Raw genomic sequence first — 18,017 nt, 5'->3', positions numbered from 1 at the left:
GATGACATGTACCGTTCAAATTACTCGCGTATCTATGCGCGTAGTTCCTCCCCCTAGCACCACCCTCCCCAACTCCTCACGGAGGTATGCCGGATGCCCGGACTCACCGTTCCCCGCCACAGACTCGGCGCGGTCCTCGCCGGACTCGCCCTGGTCGCCGCAGGCGTCGCCGTGCAGGCCGCCGCCACCCCCGCCGCCGCTGCCACCCCGCACCGGATCCTCTTCGACGACGGCCACGCCGAGGAGGCGGGCAACGCGGACTGGATCATCTCCACCAGCAAGCCCGACCCGCTCTCCCAGGACTCCTCCCCGTCGTCGGAGACGGACTGGACCGGCGCGCTGTCGTCCTGGGGCGTCGCCCTCCAGAAGACCGGCTCCTACAGCCTCAAGACCGCGACGAGCGCCCTCACTTACGGCGGCTCCTCGGCCACCGACCTGTCGAACTTCGACACCCTGGTCCTGCCCGAGCCCAACACGCTCTTCACCACCGCCGAGAAGACGGCGATCATGACCTTCGTGAAGAACGGCGGCGGCCTCTTCATGATCTCCGACCACACCGGCTCCGACCGCAACAACGACGGTGAGGACGCGGTCGAGATCCTCAACGACCTGATGACCAACAACAGCGTCGACTCCACCGACCCGTTCGGCTTCTCCATCGACTCGCTCAACATCAGCTCCGACTACCCCTCGGCGATCAGCGACAGCAGCAACCCGGTGCTGCACGGCTCCTTCGGCGGCGTCACCAAGAGCCTCATCGCCAGCGGCACCACGGCCACCCTCAAGCCCGCCGACAACTCCTCCGTCAAGGGCCTGCTCTACCGCACCGGTTACTCCGGCAACACCGGCGCCTTCTTCGCGACCAGCACCTTCGGCAGCGGCCGGGTCGCCTTCTGGGGCGACAGCTCACCCGTCGACGACGGCACCGGCCAGTCCGGCAACACGCTCTACGACGGCTGGAACGACTCCGGCGCCACCAACGCGGCCCTCGCGCTGAACGCCACCGAGTGGCTGTCCGGCGCGAGCGGCAGCGGCAGCGGCGGGGGTGACACCGGCGGCGGCTCCGGCACCTGCACCGCCGCCCAGTTGCTCGGCAACAATGGCTTCGAGTCGGGCAGCACCACCTGGAGCGGCAGCAGCGGTGTCATCACCAACTCCAGCAGCCAGACACCCCGTTCGGGCTCGTACTACGCCTGGCTCGACGGCTACGGCACCGCCACCACCGACACGCTCTCGCAGACGGTGACCATCCCGTCCGGCTGCACCACCGCCGCGCTCAGCTTCTACCTGCACGTCGACACGGCGGAGACCACCACCAGCACGGCGTACGACACGCTGAAGGTCCAGGTCCTCAACAGCTCCGGCACCGTCCTCGGCACCCTCGCGACCTACTCCAACCTCAACGCGGCCTCCGGCTACACCCAGCGCAGCTTCAGCCTGGCGAGCTACGCGGGCCAGACCGTCACCCTCAAGTTCACCGGCACGGAGGGCTCCACCCTCCAGACCTCGTTCGTCCTCGACGACACGGCACTGAACGTCAGCTGACCACCGCCGGGACCCACCCGGTGGCGGCCACCACCTCGTCCGCGATGTCCGTCACGGTGCGCCCGTCGGTCACCACCCGCAGGGTGCCGACGGGCGCCCGTTCGTCCAGCATCCGCGCCTTGCGCACCCCGCCGCGCACCTCCGACTCCAACTCGGACCCCAACTCCCGTCCGCGCAGGCGCGCTTCCGCCGTCTCGTCGGTGGCGGTCAGCAGCACGCGTGCGATCCGCACGGTGTCGCCCATGGCCCGCCGGAACATCCCGGTCGCCTCGTCGAGGACGCTCACGGTGTTCACGTACACGAGGCGGCGGTAGCCCAGTTCGGCGTAATTGCCCCATACCGCGGTCAGGTTGCGTTCGCCGATCGCCGCCCGGTGCGGATCGCCCTCGGGGGCGGGATGCACCTGCCCCATGAAGTCACCGTCGATCACGGCGTGCGCGACCCCAGCGGCCCGCAGCCGCGCCGAGACCTCCCACCCCACGGTCGTCTTGCCGACCCCGGCGCGACCCCCGACGAGCAGTACCTCCGCATGATCCATACGCCGAGAGTGACATGCCGGGTCGCCGCTGGACCACGGAGTTTGGCCGGATCGTGTCCATGGGGGGATCCTGTCCGGGGGAGGTGGTCGGGTGGAGGAGTCGGTGCTCGGTGGGGGCGTGGTCAACGAGGTCGTCCGAATCGGCGACACCGTGCGGCGCACACCCTCGCAACGGTCGTACTTCGTACGGGAGTTGCTCGCGCTGTTCGAGCGGGCCGACTGGCCGGGGGCACCGCGCTTCCTCGGCACCGACGGGCACGGCCGGGAGATGTTCGGCTACCTGGAGGGCCGGGCCGCCGTGACCCCGCGCGAGCGCGCCGCCGCCCGTACGGACGGGGCGCTGGTGGAGGTCGCGCGGCTCGTGCGTGCCTTCCACGACCTGACCCACGGGACGGCGCTCGCCGGCGACCAGGACGTGGTCTGCCACAACGACCTCGCGCCGAAGAACACCGTGTACACCGCGTGGCGCCCCACGGCCTTCCTCGACTGGGACCTGGCCGCTCCGGGCGAGCGGATCCACGACCTCGCCCATGTGTGCTGGCAGTACCTCGACCTGGGGCCGGGCGTCATCGACGTACGGGACACCGCTCGCCGGATCCGGCTGATCTGCGACGCCTACGGCCCCGACGGACGGGACGGGCTGCTGGACACGGTGTTGTGGTGGCAGGACCGGTGCCGGAGCGGCATCGAGGCCGGAGCGCTGCGGGGGGAGCCCGCCATGCTCCGGCTGTGCGCGCAGGGGGCCGTGGAAGAAGTGCGCGCCGCGCGGGAGTGGGTGGCCGGTCACCGGCGCGAGCTGGGTGCCTTCCTGAAGTGACGCCGGCCTGACCGGGAGCCGTCCTCGGTGCCAGGGGGAGGGTCGGTCCACGTCAGGCGGACCGGCCCTCCCGTCTGCTGTGCCGCGGGACGCCCTACGGCTTGGGGGCGCTCTTCGCCGCCGTGGCGGTGCACATCAGCCCCAGGATCACCGCGAGGGCGCCGATGATGATGTTGTTCAGCGCCACACCGGCGTCGGGGCTGTCACCGACGACCCAGGGAGCGATGATCATCCAGACGCCGACCGCGCAGAAGGCCCAGCTGAGGCCGTACATGCGCTCGGGGGTCTGGGTGAACCCGAGGGCGAGCAGACCGATCGCAATGCCCACGATGAGGTTGTGGGTCACGAGAGCGGGCTGGCTCGTCGTGTAGTGAAGGATCCAGGGGGATGCGGCGCAGTACAGACCGAGCAGGAACACCGGTCCGTCCACGAGCGCCACATCGCGACCGCCGAGCATGCGGGCGTAGCGTTCCCGCATTTCCGAAGCATCGGGGTGGCTGGTGATGTCACCTCGGGTGTGCGAGACGTTGGCCATGACGCGTCTCCTTTGACTCACAGGCCTGACCGCGTGGGTGCGGTGTGCGGTAAGCGCCGCCTGCGTACATTCTGCGCTTATTTTTCCTTTATGTGTAGCGATCCGTGGAGTGCTCGCGGGCCCTCGGACAGCGCCTGGGCCACGCCTGAGATCAACGCACCGTTTCTGCATCGAAGGCGCATTCGAGTCCGCGCCGCAGCCGGTGCATTCCGCGCCGCGCGTGGCTCTTCACCGTGCCCAGCGGCCACCCCGTGCGTTCGGCGATCTGGACCTGGCTCAGGTCCTCGTAGAACGTCAGCCGGAGCACCCGCTGCTGGGCCGAGGGGAGTTTGGCGAGCTCGGCGCGCACGACCAGCCCGTCCAGGGTCGCCTCGGTCCGGTCCTCGGTGTGCGGGGGGAGGGCGAGCCGGGGCCCCGCCGAGGCGACCAGGTCGAACCGGCGGCCGCGTGCCCGGAGGGCGTCGGCGATCTTGCGGCGGGTGATGCCCGCGATCCACCCGGTGAGCGTCCCCCGCTCGGGCCGGTAGCCCCGCCGCCCCTGCCACACGCCGATGAAGACCTGCTGGGTGACGTCCTCCGCCTCCTTCGCGTCCCCCAGGGAGCGCCGTGCCAGCGTGTGCACGAGGGGCGACCAGCGGCGGTAGGCGACCGCCAGGCACGCCTCGTCCCCCGCCGCCAGCCCCCGCGCCAACTCCTCGTCGCCGGACGACTCCTCGCAGGGCGACTCCTCGGGCGGCACCACCGGGAGGGCGCTCGAAAGCAAGGTCAAGGCGGCGGCTCCTCACGGGGTGACAGGGGCCGCCATCGTCCGTGGCCGTGCGCCAGGGCATCAACTTGCATCGGTTCTGCGTCGTATAGTCGGGCCATGCGTGACATTCCGGAGGGCGACACCGCGACGAGCCTCAGCACCGGCACCCTGGCCCGGCGGCTGGGGGTCTCGCCGACCACGCTGCGCTCCTGGGACCGCCGCTACGGCATCGGACCCGCCGTCCGCACCGACGGTCGGCACCGCCGGTGGACCCCGCCCGATGTCGCCGTACTGGAGACGATGTGCCGGCTCACCTCCGCGGGTGTGCCGCCCGCCGAGGCGGCGCGCGCGGCCAAGGCGGCGGGCTCCCGGGAGACGGTGGGCAGCGCGACCGCGCGACCAGCGGTGGAGCCGGCAGCTGGTCCGCCTCCGTCAAGGGCACCGGAACCGCCGTCCCGGTCCAGGGCGGCGGGCACCCTCCCCCTGGGTGACGTGCGGCAGGAGTGCCGGGGCCTGGCCCGGGCCGCCGTACGCCTCGACGCGCCCGCCGTGGAGGAGCAGCTGGCGGCGGCGGTCGCGACCCATGGCCTGGCCGTCGCCTGGCAGGAGGTGATGGTGCCGACGCTGCACGCGGTGGGCCGCAAGTGGGCCTCGTCCGGGGACCGTTACGTCGAGGTCGAGCACCTGCTGTCCTGGCACATGTCCAGCGCGCTGCGCCGCTGCGCCCACCCGCCGGCCCGGCACGGCGACGCGCCCGGCCCCGGTCCCGTGGTGCTGGCCTGTGTCCCCGGGGAGCAGCACACGCTCGCGCTGGAGGCGCTCAACGCCGGGCTGAGCGAACTGCGCCTGCCCACCAGGATGTTCGGGGCCGCCGTACCCGCCGAGGCGCTGACCGCCGCCGTGGAGCGGCTCGGTCCGGCGGCCGTCGTCCTGTGGGCGCAGGCCCGCTCCACGGCGAGCCTCCCGCTGGCCCGGCACCTCGCGGGCACCCAGTGGGGCGTGAAGGGCGCGCGCAGGAGGCCCCTGGTGATCCTGGGCGGCTCCGGCTGGCTCGGCCGTACCGGTCAGGGCATGCTGCGGCCGACGACCTTCCAGGACGCCCTCGACACGCTCGCCGGCCTGTACGGCGCCGAGCGGCCGCAGCCTCCGGGGTCCCCGCAGCGGGAGCGTGGACTCAGTCGCGGCCCCGGGCCCGCTTGAACCGGGCGAGCCCCTCGGACAGTTCCACGATCGGGTCCGGGTAGTCGAACGCGGCCCGGTCCAGTCCCCGCAGCTTCCACGGCTCGTGCACCGACGCCCCGTCCAGCGCGGCCAGTTCGGGCACCCAGCGGCGGACGTACGCGCCGTCCGGGTCGTACCGTCTGGCCTGGAGGACCGGGTTGAGGACCCGGTTGGGCCTGGTGTCGGTGCCGGTGCCCGCCATCCACTGCCAGTTGAGCTGGTTGTTGGCCACGTCACCGTCCACCAGCAGGTCCAGGAAGTGCCGGGCGCCGACCCGCCAGTCCACGTACAGCGTCTTGGCGAGGAAGCTCGCGGTCAGCAGCCGGCCCCGGTTGTGCATCCACCCCTCGTGCCGCAGCTGGCGCATCGCCGCGTCGATGACCGGGTAGCCGGTCCGGCCCTCCTTCCAGGCCGCCACGTCCTCGCGGGCCTCCCCCTCGGAGCGCCAACGGTCGTGCTGGGTGCGGTAGTCGGCGCCGGCCGCGACGGGGCGCGCCGCGAGCACCTGACGGTGGAAGTCGCGCCAGGCGAGCTGCCGTACGAAGGCCTCGGCGCCGGGACCGCCCGCCCTGCGCGCCCGGTGCACGAGCTCGACGGGGGACAGGGTGCCGAAGTGCAGGTGCGGGGAGAGCCGGGAGGTCGCGTCGCCGGCCAGGTCGTCGTGCCGGTCCTCGTACGCGGCCAGGCCGGAGCGCAGCCAGCCGGCGAGGCTCTTGCGGCCCGTGCTCTCCCCGCCCGCGGCGAGGCCCTCGGAGAGCCCGGACAGGTCGGCGCGGGACGGCAGCGGCTCGGATCCGACGCCGTCCGGGACGCGCACGGTCCGCGGCGGAGCGAGTGGCTCCCGCAGCCGCTCCTGCGACCAGCGCCGGAAGTAGGGCGTGAACACGGCGAAATGGTCCGAGGTCGCCGGGGCCACCGCACCGGGGGCGACGGCCGTGGACACCGTGTCGTGCACGTGCAGCCGTACGCCGTCCCCCTCCAGGGCCCGCCGCAGCCGCCGCTCCCGCCGATGGGCGTGCGCACTGGCGTCGGCGGCCATGTGCACCTCGTCGGCGTCCGCCTCGGCGGCGACCTTGCACACCTCCTCGACCGGGTCGCCCGAGCGCACCACCAGCCGGCCGCCCCGCTCGCGCAGCCCGGCGTCCAGATCGCGCAGACAGTCGGCGAGGAACGCCAGCCGGTTGGGTACGGCGAAACCGGCGGCGGCCACGGTCCGGTCCCGCACGAACAGCGGGACGACCTCCTCGGTGCCGTCGAGGGCCGCTGTGAACGGCGGATGGTCGTGCAGCCGCAGGTCACAGGTGAACAGGACGACCGAGATGCTCATGGTGGGTGCTCCGGGTGGGTGCAGAGGGGGCCGGACGGTCAGGGGACGGAGGCGTGATCCGGCTCTCGGGCCGGTGAACTGGCCGCCGCGCGGGCTATGTTGCGGGCCATGCCGCCGAACACGACCGCGTGGAAGGGGGAGACGCTCCACCAGTACGCCTGGCCGAGCAGTCCGTGCGGATGGAACAGGGCACGCTGCCGGTACCGGGTGCGGCCGTCCGCGCCGCTCACCACGGTCATCTCCAGCCAGGCCAGCCCCGGCAGCCGCATCTCGGCGCGCAGCCGCAGCAGCCGGCCCGGCTCGATCTCCTCGACCCGCCAGAAGTCCAGCGAGTCACCGACCCGCAGCCGGGCCGCGTCCCGGCGCCCCCGGCGCAGTCCGACCCCGCCCACCAGCCGGTCCAGCCAGCCCCGTACCGCCCACGCGAGCGGGAAGGAGTACCAGCCGTTCTCCCCTCCGATGCCCTCGACGACCCGCCACAGCGCCTCCGGCGAGGCGTCGACCTCCAGCTCGCGGTGGTCGCTGTAGAGGCTGCCGCCCGCCCAGTCGGGGTCGGTGGGCAGCGGATCGCTCGGGGCCCCCGGCACCGACGCCGACGACCACCGCGTCGTGACCCGCGCCTCCCGCACCCGCTGGAGAGCCAGTCGTACGGCGTCGTCGAAGCCGATCGGATCGGCGGGCCGCCCGGCGAGGTGGCGGGCGATGTCGTTCTCGTGGCAGACGACCTCGTGCCGCAGTGACTCGGTGAGGGGCCGGGCGAGCGAGGCGGGCACCGGCGTCACCAGGCCCACCCAGTGGCTGGAGAGCCCGGGGGTGAGGACCGGCACCGGCACGATGACCCGGCGCGGCAGACCGGCGATCGCCGCGTACCGGAGCATCATCTGCCGGTACGTCAGCACGTCCGGTCCGCCGAGGTCGAAGGCGCGGCTCACGTCGGACGGCATGCTCGCGCTGCCGACGAGAGCCCGGAGCACATCGCGGACCGCCACCGGCTGGATCCGGGTGTGCACCCAGCTCGGGGTGACCATCACGGGCAGGCGCTCGGTCAGGTACCGCAGCATCTCGAAGGAGGCCGAGCCGGAGCCGATGACGACCGCCGCCCGCAGGACCGTGGTCGGGACCCCGGAGTCGAGCAGGATGCGGGCCACCTCGGCACGGGAGCGCAGATGCGGGGAGAGCTCGCGCTCGGGCACCCCGGCCGGGGTGAGCCCGCTGAGGTGGACGATCCGCCGCACGCCCGCGTCCCGGGCCTCCTCGGCGAAGATCCGCGCGGCCTTGCGGTCGGTCTCCTCGAAGTCGTCGCCGGACCCCATCGCGTGCACCAGGTGGTACGCCACGTCCACCCCGTCCATGGCCCGGGCGACGGACGCCGGGTCGGTCACGTCGCCGCCCACCACCTCGGCGCGGTCGGCCCAGGGGTGGTCGCGCAGCCGGCCGGGGGAGCGGGCCAGACACCGTACGCGGTACCCCGCGTCGAGCAGCTCGGGAACCAGGCGACCCCCGATGTATCCCGTCGCACCGGTCACCAGACAGCGCGGCCCCGCGCGCGTGCCGTCGTGATCCATCGCGTCCCTGCCCTTCCTGTCGCCCCTCTCGCGATCACTTCCGTCGCCGGGGGCGGTTCGGATGCGGTCCCGGCCCGCTGTCGGGCAGCGCTTCTATACGCTGATCACGTGGCCACAGCAGACCAGCGGGAACAGCGCGAGCGACCGGATACCGGCACGGACGGGCCGCCGACCGACCTGTACGCCTTCGCGGTACGGCTGCGCCGCATGAACGGCGAGATCAACCGGCTCGTCCAGGGTTTCGCGGGCGACCACGGTCTGCACGCCACGGACATCCAGGCGCTCGCCGCGATCATGGACGCGGACGAGCCGATGACCCCCAGCGGGCTGCGCCGGCACCTCGGACTGACCTCGGGCGCGGTGACGGCGTGCGTGGACCGGCTGGAGCGGGCGGGCCACATCCGCCGGGTCCGGGAGAGCGCGGACCGCAGGGTCGTGCACCTCCACTACGAGCCGGACGCCCGGGCGGCCGCGCGCTCGTACTTCCGCCCGCTCGCCGAGGCGACCGAGGCCGCGCGCTCCCGCTTCGACGAGCAGGAGCTGGCGGTGGTGGTGCGCTTCCTGGAGGCGCTCAACGACGAACTCTCCGCGGCCCGGCCGAACGGCGGCTGAATCCGGCCTGCGCGAACGGCGGCTGAGTCCGGCCCGCCCGAACGGCGGTGGATCTGCCGGCCGAGGGTGCATCCGCCGACCGGGCGACAGGGGAAGCACAGGCGTCGTCTACGATCACCGACACGATGTAACTCGATGATTGAGATTGTTTTTCATTGAGATACATGTTCGCCGACCCTGGAGACCGATGTCCCCCGCCGCCCGACGCACCCGTGTGCTCGTCCCCCTCCTCCTGATCGCCGTCTGGCTCGTGGCCGGCGGAGCGCTGGGCCCCTTCGCCGGCCGGCTCGGCGAGGTCGCCACCAACGACCAGGCCGCCTTCCTGCCGCGCAGCGCCGAGTCGACCGCGGTCATCGCCGAGCAGAAGAAGTTCCGGCAGAACGAGACCCTGCCCGTGATCCTCGTCTGGACCGGCGACACCGTCACCGACCGGAAGGCCGACGCCGACCGGGTGCTGCGCTCCCTCGCCGACGCCCCGGGCGTCACCGGCGAGGTGTCCCCGGCGATCCCCTCCGAGGACGGGAAGGCGCTGGAGGCAGTCGTCCCGCTCCGTCCCGACCTCGGCGACGGCCTCGCCGACACCCTCGACCGGATACGGTCCGCCGCCGAGCGCGTCCCCGGCACCACCGTCCAGCTCGCCGGACCGGCCGCCACCCAGGCCGACCTCGCCGACGCCTTCGCCGGCATCGACGGACTGCTCCTCGCCGTCGCGCTGGCCGTCGTCCTGGTCATCCTGCTGCTGGTCTACCGCAGCGTGCTCCTGCCCGTGGTGATCATCCTCGGCTCGGTCCTCGCCCTCGGCGTCGCCTGCGCCGTCGTGTACGTCCTCGCGGACCACGACGTCGTCCGCGTCGACGGACAGGTCCAGGGCATCCTCTCCATCCTCGTGATCGGCGCGGCCACCGACTACGCCCTGCTGCTCACCGCCCGCTGTCGCGAGGAACTCGCCCGGGGCACCGAGCGGTTCACCGCCGCACGGGCGGCCCTGCGGCGGTCCTGGGCGGCGATCGTCGCCAGCGCGGCCACCGTGGCACTCGGACTGCTCGCCCTGCTGCTGAGCGACCTCACCAACAACCGCGCCCTCGGCCCGGTCGGTGCCATCGGCATCGCCTGCGCCGTCCTCACCTCCCTGACCTTCCTGCCCGCCGCACTCGCCCTGCTGGGCCGCGCCGCCTACTGGCCCGCCCGCCCCCGCCCCGCGGACGAGAACCACAACGGCGTCTGGCACCGGGTCGCCGCCCTCGTCGACGCGGCACCGCGCAAGGTCTGGGCGCTCACCCTCGTCGTGCTGCTCGCCGGCGCCGCCTTCGCACCCGCCCTCACCTCCAAGGGCATCCCCCTCGCCGAGACCTTCGTCGACGACGCCCCCTCCGTCGCCGCCCAGCAGACCCTCAGCCGGCACTTCCCGGCAGGTTCGGGCAACCCCGCCGTGGTCGTCGCGGACGCCGGCCGGCTGACCGAGGTCGTCCGGGCGGCGCGGGACACCCGGGGTGTCGCCTCCGCCGCCCCGGTCAGCGCCTCCGGCCGCCCCGGTGCCCAACCGCTCGTCGTCGACGGCCGGGTGCGCGTCGACGTCACCCTCGAGGCCGCCCCCGACAGCGATACCGCCAAGGCGACCGTCGCCCGGCTGCGCACCGCCCTGCACCAGGTGCCGGACGCCGACGCCCTGGTCGGCGGTTACACGGCCCAGCAGTACGACACCCTGCGCACCGCCGAGCACGACCGCACCCTCATCGTCCCCGTGGTCCTCGCGATCATCCTGTTCATCCTCGTCGTGCTGCTGCGCTCACTGCTGCTGCCCGTGCTCCTGGTGGCCACGGTGGCCCTCAACTTCCTGACCACGCTGGGCGTTTCCGCCCTCGTCCTCCGCCATGTGCTCGGCTTCACCGGCACCGACCCCTCCGTGCCGCTGTACGGGTTCGTGTTCCTCGTCGCCCTAGGCGTCGACTACAACATCTTCCTGATGTCCCGGGTCCGCGAGGAGTCGCTGCGCCACGGCGTGCGCCAGGGAACGATCCGGGGCCTGGTCACCACCGGCGGCGTCATCACCTCCGCGGGCGTGGTGCTGGCCGCCACCTTCGCCGCCCTCGGGGTGATCCCGCTGGCGTTCCTTGCCCAGATCGCCTTCATCGTCGCCTTCGGCGTCCTGCTCGACACCCTCGTCGTCCGGTCCCTGCTCGTGCCCGCACTGGTACGGGACATCGGACCCGGCGTCTGGTGGCCGACCACGGTCCACGAAAACCCGAAGACGTGAACATGTCCGCCCGAATCCCGGGCAACCGGACCGGTACGAGACGGTTCGTCAGCGATGTTGGAGGTGTCTGCCGCTATGAGCGCGAAGGTGTTGGAGCGGTTTCCTGCGGGAGCTCCGCGCGGATCGTGGCCGGCAGAGGAGTACGCGGCACAGAGGCGGGCGCAGGGTGAGCCGGCGACCGTGGTGATGGACATCCAGTCCGACGCGTTCCTCGTGGTCGTCCCGGGCCGGGACGAGGACTGAACGGACGGCTCAGCCGGGCGGGGCGAGTGTCCCGCCCAGCTGCCGGGCCCGGCGCACGAACGCCTCGTGCAGATCCCGGGCCGCCTGCGGCACCGACTCGGCCCTGCGCCGCTGGAGCATCAGCAGCACTCGGGTGGAGTCCCCCTCGATCGGCCGGTGGGTGATCGTGCCCTGCCGCTCCAGCGGGTCCCCGACCACACTGAAGTCCGGCAGCACGGTCACCCCCAGCCCCTCGGCCACCATCAGCTTGCCCATCTCGGCGCCGTCGGTGGAGTACGCGAAGGACGAGCCACGGCCGCCCAGCAACCGGTGGACGAAGCGGTGCATGACATAACCGCTGCGCATGGCGATCAACGGCTGATCCAGCAGATCGTCCACCGACACACACGCGCCCGCGGCCAACGGGCTGTCCGGGCGCAGGCACACCACCGGCCGCCCGCGCAGCAGCTGCGTCGACTCGAAACCGGCCGGTGTGTCGTCGCCGTCGAGGTGGTTGACCAGCCCCAGGTCGAACCCGCCCTCCGACAGCGCCCGGTGGATGTCGGTCTGCTGCGCGCCGACCACCTTGACCTGGGTGACCGGATGCGCGGCCCGGAAGTCCTCGACCGCCGGGATGAGCAGCGGTACGGTCGCCGCGTTCACCGTGCCGACGCGGACCATACGGCTGATGCGGTGCTGCTCGCCCGCCGCCACCCGCAGCCGGTCCACCGCCTCCAGCACCCCCACGATGTGCGGCAGCAGCTCTTGGCCCTCCGCGCTCATCGTCGCCCCGGACCGCTTGCGCTCCAGCAGGTCGACCCCGAGCTCCCGCTCCAGGTTCCGCACGGTCTCGCTCAACGCGGGCTGCGACAGGCGCAGTTCCTCCGCCGCCCGGCGCAGGGAGCCGAGCCGGGTCACCGCGGCGATGTATTCCAGCTGTTCCGTCCGCATGCCCCGCAGAATGCGCGGCAATTACCGCCCGGTTCAAGGGTTTCCCTGTCACACGTTCGTGAAATTCAATGGTCCGCGATACGAGACCGGTCGGGTTTTCCTTGACGCCTCTCACGGGCGGCTGTCACGATCGACGACATGAAGATGCGACTGGACCTCACGCGGCGACGCCATGTCGACCTCGCGCGCGTCTCCAGCGCCTCCTGTTGCGCCGCGGCCTGATCAACCCCCTTCGATCCGCCGTGCTTTCCCCTTTTCCCACGCCGAATTCACCCATGCCCTGACCATGTCCTGAATTCGGCGTGCCCGAAAACATTCCGCAACAGGAGTCACGCATGCCTGCCGCGCCCGTGAAATTCGCCTACTGGGTCCCCAACGTCAGTGGAGGACTCGTCACCAGCAAGATCGAGCAGCGCACCGACTGGGGCTACGACTACAACCGCGAACTCGCCGTCCTGGCCGAGAACAACGGCTTCGAGTACGCCCTCAGCCAGGTCCGCTACATGGCCAGCTACGGCGCCGAGTACCAGCACGAGTCGACGAGCTTCAGCCTCGCCCTGCTGCTGGCCACCGAACGCCTGAAGGTGATCGCCGCCGTCCACCCCGGCCTGTGGCACCCCGGCGTCCTCGCCAAGCTCGGCGCCACCGCCGACCACCTCTCCCAGGGCCGCTTCGCCGTCAACGTCGTCTCGGGCTGGTTCAAGGGCGAGTTCACCGCCCTCGGCGAGCCCTGGCTGGAGCACGACGAGCGCTACCGCCGCTCCGAGGAGTTCATCACCGCCCTGCGCAAGATCTGGACCGAGGACCACGCCGAACTCGGCGGCGACTTCTACCGGTTGCGGGACTTCTCCCTCAAGCCCAAGCCCCTCAACACCGTCGAGCGCCCGCACCCGGAGATCTTCCAGGGCGGCAACTCCACCGCCGCCCGGCAGATGGCCGGCCGCGTCTCCGACTGGTACTTCTCCAACGGCAAGGACTTCGACGGGGTCGTCGAGCAGATCACCGACGTGCGCAAGTCCGCCGCCGAAGTCGGCCGCACCGCACCGAAGTTCGGCCTCAACGGCTTCCTCATCGCCCGCGACACCGAGGCCGAGGCCCGCGACACGCTGCGGGAGATCGTCGCCAAGGCCGACCACGAGGCCGTCGAGGGCTTCGGCGCCGCCGTGAAGCAGGCCGGACAGTCCACCGGCGACAAGAAGGGCATGTGGCAGGACTCCACCTTCGAGGACCTGGTCCAGTACAACGACGGCTTCCGCACCGGCCTCATCGGCACCCCGGAGCAGATCGCCGAGCGGATCGTCGCCTACAAGAAGCTCGGCGTCGACCTCTTCCTCCTCGGCTTCCTGCACTACCACGAGGAGGTCGAGTACTTCGGCAAGCGGGTGCTGCCCCTCGTCCGCGAGCTGGAGGCCCAGCTCCCCGAGTCCGCCACCGCCCAGGTCTGAGGAGGTCACACAGATGAGCACCGTCACCCACACCGACTGGCAGAACCGCCCGGCCCCCGAGACCGCCGAGGACTGGATCGCCCGGGCCGCCGAGGTCGCCGCCGTCCTCGCCACCGACGCCGCCGACCGCGACCGTGCGGGGGCCACTCCGTACGCCGAGGTCCAGCTCCTCAAGGACGCCGGACTGGTCACCCTGCTCGGCCCCACCGAGCACGGCGGCGCGGGCCAGGACTGGCCCACCGCCTACCGGGTCGTCCGCGAGGTCGCCAAGGCCGACGGCTCCATCGGCCAGCTGCTCGGCTACCACTACCTGTGGTTCTGGGCCGCCCGCCTGGTCGGCACCCGCGAGCAGTGGGAGCACGTCGAGGCGGAGGCCAGCCGCAACCGCTGGTTCTTCGGCGGCGCGGTCAACCCGCGCGACAAGGACGTCGTCGTGACCGAGGACGGCGACGACCTCGTCTACACCGGCCGCAAGACCTTCTCCACCGGCAGCAAGGTCTCCGACGTCACCGTCCTCGAAGGCGTCCTGGAAGGCACCGACCAGCACGTCTTCGCCATCGTGCCCTCCGACAGCGAGGGACTGACCTTCCACGACGACTGGGACAACATCGGCCAGCGCCTCACCGAGAGCGGCGGCGTCACCCTCGACGGCGTCCGTACCCCGTGGGCGAACGCGGCCGGATACGTCGACAAGGTGTTCCAGCCGCGGATCTACAACACCCTCAACGTCCCCACCATCCAGCTGGTCTTCGTCAACTTCTACCTGGGCATCGCGGGCGGCGCGCTGGAGACGGCCGCCACCTACACCCGGGAGAAGTCCCGCTCCTGGCTGCACGGCGGCTTCGAGCGCGCGGTCGACGAGCCGTACGTCATCGACACCTACGGCGACCTCACCGCCAAGCTCTGGGCGGCCGAGGCCCTCGCCGACGCCGTGGCCGCCGAAGGACAGAAGCTGCACGACGACCCCGACGCGGTCACGGAGAGGACCCGCGGCGACTTCGAGGTCCGGGTGGCCGCGGTCAAGGCCCGCGCCACCGACGTGGCCCTGGAGATCTCCAGCCGGATCTTCGAGGTCACCGGCGCCCGCTCCACGGCCACCTCGGAGGGCCTGGACCGGTTCTGGCGCAACGTCCGCACCCACACCCTCCACGACCCCGTCGCCTACAAGCGGCGCGAGGTCGGCCGCTGGGTCCTCGAGGGCGAACTGCCCGAACCCACCTGGTACTCCTGACCGCTTCCCCGGGGCGCCCCCTCCTGAACCGGGGGCGCCCCGCCCCTCCTCCCCGAAAGAGGACCGCATGGCCACCGTCCTGTCCGTCTCCGGCAGTCCCTCCGCCTCCTCCCGCACCAACCGGCTGCTGCGCCACCTCGACCGGCGCCTCGCCGCCCAGGGCCACGAGGTGATCCCGCTCGACGTGCGCACCATCCCCGCCGAGGCCCTGCTCGGCGCGGACTTCACACACCCGGCGATCGTCGAGGCCACCGAGCTGTTCGCCAGCGTCGACGGCGTGGTCGTCGGCACCCCGGTCTACAAGGCGTCGTACTCCGGAGTCCTCAAGGCGCTCCTCGACCTGCTCCCGCAGTACGCCCTCGCCGGCAAGACCGTGCTGCCCCTGGCCACCGGCGGCTCCACCGCCCACGTCCTCGCCATCGACTACGCCCTGCGGCCCGTCCTCAGCTCCATGGGCGCGGCGCACATCGTGCAGGGCTGGTTCACCCTCGACAAGGACATCACCGTGCTCGAGGACGGTTCGCTGAGCGTGGCGCCGCCGGCGACCGAGGCCCTGACCCAGGTCATCGACCAGTTCTCGACCGCGCTGGGCCGACGGCCGGTCCTGGCGGCGGCGGTCTGAACCGCATGGCCGCCCATGTGATCGCCGACGACGCGGAGGCCCTCGCGGTCGCCGCGTCGCTCGCCGACGAGTTCCGCGCCGGCGCCGCCGCCCGGGACGCCGAACGCAGGCTGCCGCACGAGGAGTTGGACCGCCTCTCCGCCTCCGGACTGCTCGCCGTCACCGTCCCCGCCGAGCACGGCGGGGCCGACGTGAGCGCGCCGACCCTCGCCGAGATCTTCCGCCTGCTCGCCGCCGCCGACGCGAGCCTGGCCCAGATCCCGCAGAGCCACTTCGCCTACGTCAATGTGATCCGCCGTCAGGGCACCGACGGGCAACAGAAGTTCTTCTTCGCCGAACTGCTCGCCGGCCGCCGCTTCGGCAACGCCCAGTCCGAGGCGGGCACCAAGCACGTCCAGGACATCCGCACCCGTCTGCACCCCCGATCCGACGGCTCCTACCGCCTCGACGGCGTCAAGCACTACTCCACCGGCGCCCTGTTCGCCGACTGGATCCCGGTGCTGGCCCGCGCCGACGACGACAAGCTGCACGTCGCCTACGTCCCCCGGGACGCTCCCGGCGTCACGGTCGTCGACGACTGGGACGGACTCGGTCAGCGTACGACGGCCAGCGGCACCGTCCGCCTCGACGGCGTCGAGGTCCCGGACGACCGGGTCCTCCCGCACCACCTCACCTTCGAAGGCCCGCAACTGCACGGAGCGGTCGCCCAGTTGCTGCACGCGGCCATCGACGCCGGGATCGCCGCGGCGGCGCTCGCGGAGGCGGCCGAGTTCGTCCGCACGAAGAGCCGCCCGTGGTTCGAGAGCGGGGTCGAGACCGCCGCCGAGGATCCACTGCTGATCCAGCGCTTCGGTGAACTGGCCGTCGAGGTAAGGGCGTCGGACGCGCTGCTGCGGGAAGCCGCCCGCACGGTCGACCGTGCGCAGGCCGACCTGACCGACGACTCGGCGGCGGAGGCGTCCATCGCGGTCGCGGCCGCCAAGGTGTCGGCGGCCCGGGCGGCGGTGGACGTGGCGAGCGCCCTCTTCGAGGTCTCCGGCACGCGCGCGGCCCTCAAGTCGCTGAACCTGGACCGGCACTGGCGTGACGCCCGGACCCACACCCTGCACGACCCGACCCGCTGGAAGATCCAGCACATCGGCCGGTATGTCCTGGGCGGCACCCGGCCACCCCGCCACGGACTGCTCTAGCGGCACCTTCCAGAGATCGGAGACCCCCACGTGTCCCTCACCTTCCACTGGTTCCTGCCCACCAACGGCGACAGCCGCCATGTCGTGGGCGGAGGTCACGGCACCCCCGCCACCGTCTCCGGACGGGACCGGCCGCCGACGGTCGCCTACCTGAGCCAGATCGGCCGCGCGGCCGAGGACCTGGGGTTCGTGGGCGCGCTCACCCCCACGGGCGCCTGGTGCGAGGACGCGTGGCTGACCACCGCCATGGTCAGCCAGAACACCGAGCGGCTGAAGTTCCTGGTCGCCTTCCGGCCCGGCTTCGTCTCGCCGACGCTCGCCGCCCAGATGGCCTCCACCTTCCAGCGCCAGTCTGGCGGACGGCTCCTGCTCAACGTGGTCACGGGCGGCGAGAGCCACGAGCAGCGCGCCTACGGGGACTTCCTCGACAAGGACGCGCGCTACCGCCGTACCGGAGAATTCCTGGAAGTGGTACGGGGGTTGTGGGAGGGCAAGACCGTCGACCTGAACGGCGAGCACCTCCAGGTCGAGGACGCCAGGCTGGCCCGGGTGCCCGACCCGGTGCCCGAGGTGTACTTCGGCGGGTCCTCGCCGATCGCAGGGGAGGTCGCCGCCAAGTACGTCGACGTGTACCTCACCTGGGGCGAGCCGCCCGCGCAGGTCGCCGAGAAGATCGCCTGGATCCGGGCCCTCGCGGCCAAGCAGGGCCGCACCCTGCGCTTCGGGATCCGGCTGCACGTCATCACCCGCGACACCTCCGAGCAGGCCTGGGCCGAGGCGAACCGCCTCCTCGCGGGCTTCGACCCCGAGACCGTCCGGTCGGTGCAGGCCGGACTCGCCCGCAGCGAGTCCGAGGGGCAGCAGCGGATGCTCGCCCTGCACGGCGGCGGCGAGCGCGACCGCCTGGAGATCCACCCCAATCTGTGGGCCGGCATCGGTCTGGTGCGCGGCGGGGCGGGCACCGCGCTGGTCGGCAGCCATGACGAGGTCGCCGAGCGGATCAAGGAGTACCACGCCCTGGGCATCGACGAGTTCGTGCTCTCCGGCTACCCGCATCTGGAGGAGGCGTACTGGTTCGGCGAGGGAGTTCTGCCGCGGCTGGCGGCGCAGGGGCTGTGGCGACATCCTGTCGGTGAGCGTTCTGTCTCCTCGGCGCAGGTGCCGTTCGCGAGCTGAACGGTCGGAGTGTCCGTC

At 72.2% G+C, this 18,017-nt stretch carries 18 protein-coding genes; 12 read left to right on the top strand and 6 right to left on the bottom strand.

What is annotated here, in order from left to right; translation table 11 throughout:
* Positions 1-93 precede the first annotated feature (93 nt).
* Complete coding sequence (locus AC2XR2_RS02895; protein WP_491514144.1) at positions 94-1,545, top strand: hydrolase; 1,452 nt, start codon at positions 94-96, stop codon at positions 1,543-1,545.
* Here AC2XR2_RS02895 and AC2XR2_RS02890 read toward each other — a convergent pair.
* Positions 1,538-2,083 (bottom strand): ATP-binding protein, encoded by a 546-nt coding sequence (locus AC2XR2_RS02890; RefSeq protein WP_491514143.1) that lies wholly within the window; start codon positions 2,081-2,083, stop codon positions 1,538-1,540. The genes AC2XR2_RS02895 and AC2XR2_RS02890 overlap by 8 nt on opposite strands.
* 91 nt (positions 2,084-2,174) lie before the next feature.
* Between AC2XR2_RS02890 and AC2XR2_RS02885 the strand changes: the two genes are divergently transcribed.
* Positions 2,175-2,900 (top strand): phosphotransferase, encoded by a 726-nt coding sequence (locus AC2XR2_RS02885; RefSeq protein ID WP_491514142.1) that lies wholly within the window; start codon positions 2,175-2,177, stop codon positions 2,898-2,900.
* A 94-nt stretch (positions 2,901-2,994) separates the two neighbouring features.
* Here AC2XR2_RS02885 and AC2XR2_RS02880 read toward each other — a convergent pair whose 3' ends face one another.
* Positions 2,995-3,435: an SPW repeat protein gene (locus AC2XR2_RS02880; RefSeq protein ID WP_491514141.1), complete on the bottom strand. Its 441-nt coding sequence runs from the start codon at positions 3,433-3,435 to the stop codon at positions 2,995-2,997.
* Between the two features lie 151 nt (positions 3,436-3,586).
* Positions 3,587-4,204, bottom strand: a complete 618-nt coding sequence (locus AC2XR2_RS02875) for a sigma-70 family RNA polymerase sigma factor (RefSeq protein ID WP_491514140.1) — start codon at positions 4,202-4,204, stop codon at positions 3,587-3,589.
* 96 nt (positions 4,205-4,300) lie between these two features.
* Here AC2XR2_RS02875 and AC2XR2_RS02870 point away from each other — a divergent pair, with 96 nt between their 5' ends.
* A complete protein-coding gene (locus AC2XR2_RS02870; RefSeq protein WP_491514139.1) occupies positions 4,301-5,383 on the top strand; it encodes a MerR family transcriptional regulator in 1,083 nt (360 codons plus the stop codon).
* On the opposite strand, the gene AC2XR2_RS02865 is transcribed toward AC2XR2_RS02870, so the two are convergent.
* Complete coding sequence (locus AC2XR2_RS02865) at positions 5,358-6,731, bottom strand: cryptochrome/photolyase family protein (protein WP_381296253.1); 1,374 nt, start codon at positions 6,729-6,731, stop codon at positions 5,358-5,360. The genes AC2XR2_RS02870 and AC2XR2_RS02865 overlap by 26 nt on opposite strands.
* A gap of 38 nt (positions 6,732-6,769) precedes the next feature.
* On the bottom strand, positions 6,770-8,296 hold the full coding sequence (locus AC2XR2_RS02860; protein WP_491514138.1) for an SDR family oxidoreductase: 1,527 nt from the start codon (positions 8,294-8,296) through the stop codon (positions 6,770-6,772).
* A 108-nt stretch (positions 8,297-8,404) separates the two neighbouring features.
* On the opposite strand from AC2XR2_RS02860, the gene AC2XR2_RS02855 reads away from it, so the two are divergent.
* From AC2XR2_RS02855 to AC2XR2_RS02845, 3 genes are all read left to right on the top strand, one after another.
* Positions 8,405-8,908 (top strand): MarR family winged helix-turn-helix transcriptional regulator, encoded by a 504-nt coding sequence (locus tag AC2XR2_RS02855; RefSeq protein WP_330268966.1) that lies wholly within the window; start codon positions 8,405-8,407, stop codon positions 8,906-8,908.
* A 187-nt stretch (positions 8,909-9,095) separates the two neighbouring features.
* Positions 9,096-11,162, top strand: a complete 2,067-nt coding sequence (locus tag AC2XR2_RS02850; protein WP_491514137.1) for an MMPL family transporter — start codon at positions 9,096-9,098, stop codon at positions 11,160-11,162.
* A gap of 54 nt (positions 11,163-11,216) precedes the next feature.
* Entirely contained in the window at positions 11,217-11,405 is a 189-nt protein-coding gene (locus AC2XR2_RS02845) for a DUF8839 family protein (protein ID WP_030325729.1), read from the top strand.
* Between the two features lie 9 nt (positions 11,406-11,414).
* Here the strand turns inward: AC2XR2_RS02845 and AC2XR2_RS02840 are convergent, their stop codons facing one another.
* Positions 11,415-12,335, bottom strand: a complete 921-nt coding sequence (locus AC2XR2_RS02840; protein WP_491514136.1) for a LysR family transcriptional regulator — start codon at positions 12,333-12,335, stop codon at positions 11,415-11,417.
* Positions 12,336-12,473: 138 nt separating this feature from the next.
* Between AC2XR2_RS02840 and AC2XR2_RS02835 the strand changes: the two genes are divergently transcribed.
* The 6 genes from AC2XR2_RS02835 to AC2XR2_RS02810 all read left to right on the top strand — a co-directional run bounded on the left by AC2XR2_RS02835 (position 12,474) and on the right by AC2XR2_RS02810 (position 17,999).
* Positions 12,474-12,557 carry a putative leader peptide gene (locus AC2XR2_RS02835; RefSeq protein ID WP_350760414.1) on the top strand — a complete coding sequence of 28 codons (84 nt, stop codon included), beginning with the start codon at positions 12,474-12,476 and terminating at the stop codon, positions 12,555-12,557.
* Positions 12,558-12,670: 113 nt separating this feature from the next.
* On the top strand, positions 12,671-13,780 hold the full coding sequence (gene sfnG, locus AC2XR2_RS02830; RefSeq protein WP_449351415.1) for a dimethylsulfone monooxygenase SfnG: 1,110 nt from the start codon (positions 12,671-12,673) through the stop codon (positions 13,778-13,780).
* Positions 13,781-13,793: 13 nt separating this feature from the next.
* Positions 13,794-15,011, top strand: a complete 1,218-nt coding sequence (locus tag AC2XR2_RS02825; RefSeq protein WP_491514135.1) for an acyl-CoA dehydrogenase family protein — start codon at positions 13,794-13,796, stop codon at positions 15,009-15,011.
* Between the two features lie 67 nt (positions 15,012-15,078).
* A complete protein-coding gene (gene ssuE / locus AC2XR2_RS02820) occupies positions 15,079-15,633 on the top strand; it encodes an NADPH-dependent FMN reductase (protein ID WP_491514134.1) in 555 nt (184 codons plus the stop codon).
* Positions 15,634-15,638: 5 nt separating this feature from the next.
* Positions 15,639-16,823: an SfnB family sulfur acquisition oxidoreductase gene (locus AC2XR2_RS02815; protein ID WP_491514133.1), complete on the top strand. Its 1,185-nt coding sequence runs from the start codon at positions 15,639-15,641 to the stop codon at positions 16,821-16,823.
* A gap of 30 nt (positions 16,824-16,853) precedes the next feature.
* A complete protein-coding gene (locus tag AC2XR2_RS02810) occupies positions 16,854-17,999 on the top strand; it encodes an LLM class flavin-dependent oxidoreductase (RefSeq protein ID WP_491514132.1) in 1,146 nt (381 codons plus the stop codon).
* Positions 18,000-18,017 lie beyond the last annotated feature (18 nt).

The organism is Streptomyces sp. LS-MS-L19 (genome assembly GCF_058382285.1).
Note: the sequence above shows the minus strand (reverse complement) of the source record. Positions and strands in the feature narration are given on the sequence as shown.